Genomic DNA, 3,312 nt, shown 5'->3' with positions numbered 1-3,312 from the left:
CCGAATTTTTACAAATTCGACTTATTGCAAAAAAAAATTTAATAAACGAAATTTGTAAAAATCAGCTCGGGTACGTCCGAAAGGCTTTCACCTTTCTTCCTCCGCACTGCTCATATACAAATCCGTTGGCAACAAGCTAAACATACAAACAGCTAATGAAAAAACATACAGCAAAAATCACCACAAAAAGCATTGAGCGAAGTGGTTTACCTTCAGATTTCAAAAAAGCAATAGCAGAATATATCTGGAATGGATTTGATGCTAATGGAACAATGATTGAAATAAACTTTGATTCAAACGACGTAGGTTATATTAATTCATTTTCAATTTCCGATAATGGCTCAGGAATTAATCTAACTAAAATTGGAGATACTTTTGGTCAGTTTATGGATTCCCAAAAAACAAAAACTTTTGACCAAAATGGTTTCATAAAAGGAAAAGCTGGTAAAGGTCGTTTTTCATTTACTAATTTTTGTAATAAAGCAATTTGGGAAACTACATTTGAAACCGAAAATTCAGATTTCTTAAAATATAATATTACAATTTCAAAGGAAAAACTACAAGACTTTCAAACGTCTGATAAAATTGTATCATTAAGCAAAAAGACAGGAACAAAAGTCAATTTTGAATCATTTCATTCATTAACTGGAGACTTATTAGAAAGTGAGGAATTTATAGATTATTTAGCAAGTGAATTTGGTTGGTTTCTGTTTTTAAACAAGGAGTCTGATTATAAAATAAAAATTAATGGAATTGACCTTGACTATTGGAATACAATTGGCGATTTTAGAGAATTTGAAGAAACTTTTAATGGACAAACTTTTAAAATTAGTTATATAAGATGGAATAAAAATATAGGTGACAAATATTTTTATTACTTCTTAAATAAAGGACAAGAAGAAGTTGCAAGAAAGCATACTTCATTTAATAATAAAGCAGTTGACTTTCATCATTCTGTTTATGTAGTATCCGAATATTTTGATACTTTTCAGCTTACAAAATCTGACCAACCAACTTTAGGTTTAAACGGAAATAATCAAAGCGATATTACTTTTAAAAATCTTATCGGTTTATTAAACGATTTTATAACTCAAGAAGAAAAATTATTCATTAGAGATGAAAAAGCTGTAAAGCTAATTGATGATTATAATTCAAAGAAAATATTCCCAATATTTAAGAATAATTCTTACGACCAAATTAGAAAAAAAGATTTAGAAAATGTGGTCAAAGAAATTTATTGTATCCAACCAAAAATATTTCAAGGCTTAAAACAAGCACAAAGCAAAACTTTAGTTGGTTTTTTAAATTTACTTTTAGATACTGAGCAAAGAGAAAATATTTTAGAGATATTAGAAAATATAACTGATTTGTCAGACGAAGAAAGAATAGAACTTTCAAATACTCTTAAAAAAACAAAGATTTCAAGTATTGTAGAATTAGTCAATTTATTAGAAGGACGTTTTAATGTTGTAAATACTATAAAGCAAATGGTGTTTGAGTTAGAAAAATTCACCAACGAACGAGACCACATTCAAAAAATAATTGAAAATAATTATTGGCTATTTGGAGAGCAATATCATTTAGTTTCAGCTGACAAAAATTTTGAAACATCTCTAAATAACTATTTAGACTTTATAGAATCAGGCAAAAAAAATGAAGAGAAATTAAAGTCAAAAGATAAACTTAAAAGACCTGATATATTTATTGCAAGACAAGCTGAAAAAACAGACCCAAATAGCGACCAATATACAATTGAAGAAAATATAATAGTTGAACTTAAAAGACCAAGTGTAGTAATTGGAAAATCACAGTTTGACCAAATAGAAGAATATATAAGGTTTATTATAAATGAACCTAAATTCGTTAGTGAATTAAGAACTTGGAAATTAATTCTTGTTGGAAAAAAAGTAGATAATTGGATTAAAGATAGATATGAATCCAATAAAGGAAAAGGAAAGAGATTTTTAGTTGAGTCAGTACGTAATTATGAAATTTATGCTATGACTTGGGATGATTTATTCAAGATATTTGACATAAGACATAAACACTTAATTCATAAACTTGAATTTAAGAATTCGGTTATTGAAGATTTGGAAAGTAAAGGTGTTTATTTAGATAAAGATAAACCAACAGAATTATTAAGAAAAATTGTGAATGAATAAAGCCAGTTGCCAACACCGTATATAATTTATTGCTGGCTTCTCGCCTACTTACGAAAGTCCTCGCGGACTTTCTTGGTCGGTAATTATTTACTAAATTAGTTGCTTAAACCACGCAACAAACCATATACAAACACGTTACCACACATATGACCAACTAAAAATGTTCTGGAATAAAAAGACAAAATTACCGATTACCAAAGAAGATAAAGTTTGGGTTGATGAAGACCTTATTTGGTTACGGACAGAATTTGGCGAAGAGCATTTTATGGAAATCCGAACAGTAACGCCAACAAAAGATTTTTACGACAGAACTTTTGACGGAACTGAAAAAGATGCAGAGTTCATACTCAAACGGACAATGGAACTTATGAATATTCGAGAAACTGAAATAAAACTCGAATTCTTTTCTGACCAGCCAATTGAAATGGCAGACGGAACAATATTGACGACACCAGCGGATATAAATGGAAGTTGGAAAAGTGCAAGCGGAACTTATCAGCAAACCAAAAAAGAAACATTAATATCAATCGAAAGAGGGCAATTAAAAAACCCTGTTTCGCTAATAGCAACAATATCCCATGAATTGTCTCATCAGATTTTATTAGGAGAAAATAGAATTGAAGAAAATGATGAATTCCTGACTGACTTTACTGCAATCACATATGGGTTTGGAATTTTTATTGGTAATTCTCGCTTTCAATTCAGTTCTCAAGGATTTGGTTGGCAATCGAGTAGTCAAGGTTATTTACCTGAGCAGATAATTGCTTATGCAATGGCTTGGTTATCTAATGAACGGAATGAAAAAAGGGATTACAGCCAATTTTTAGACAAATCTTTAAAGAAATATTTTGACCAAAGTTTAGATTGGTTAATTGAAAATGAAAAATAAATACGTGTGGTAACATTGTATAAAAATAATGCGTAAGTTTATTCCTAAATCAAAGGTTAGTGCTTGTTTGCTTGCATCCGATTTTCCTTCGGAAAATCCTCGCACTCAAACTACGCACTATTCTTATACGTAACCGTTGTAAAACATTATGATAAAAATAAGGAACAAGCATTTTGAAATACTCTAAAACTCAACAAAAAAGGTTCAATTTATATTATCAAGAAAAATATAAAAAATTCTATTACAAGTTTCTGGTTCATC

The 3,312-nt window shown here is 29.3% G+C and carries 2 protein-coding genes; both read left to right on the top strand.

Annotated elements, in window-relative coordinates; genetic code table 11:
• Nucleotides 1–155 precede the first annotated feature (155 nt).
• On the top strand, nucleotides 156–2,162 hold the full coding sequence (locus tag GB234_RS14880) for an ATP-binding protein (RefSeq protein ID WP_151895369.1): 2,007 nt from the start codon (nucleotides 156–158) through the stop codon (nucleotides 2,160–2,162).
• A 160-nt stretch (nucleotides 2,163–2,322) separates the two neighbouring features.
• Entirely contained in the window at nucleotides 2,323–3,051 is a 729-nt protein-coding gene (locus tag GB234_RS14875; RefSeq protein ID WP_151895367.1) for a hypothetical protein, read from the top strand.
• Nucleotides 3,052–3,312 lie beyond the last annotated feature (261 nt).

Origin of the sequence: Patiriisocius marinistellae, from assembly GCF_009014635.1 — a bacterium.
In the GTDB taxonomy this organism is placed as follows: Bacteria; Bacteroidota; Bacteroidia; order Flavobacteriales; family Flavobacteriaceae; genus Patiriisocius; species Patiriisocius marinistellae.
This window is presented reverse-complemented; position numbering and strand designations above follow the sequence as displayed.

Coding starts and splice junctions, on each gene's coding strand:
- GB234_RS14880 (WP_151895369.1), top strand. CDS start 156: ATGAAAAAACATACAGCAAAAATCACCACAAAAAGCATTGAGCGAAGT.
- GB234_RS14875 (WP_151895367.1), top strand. CDS start 2,323: ATGTTCTGGAATAAAAAGACAAAATTACCGATTACCAAAGAAGATAAA.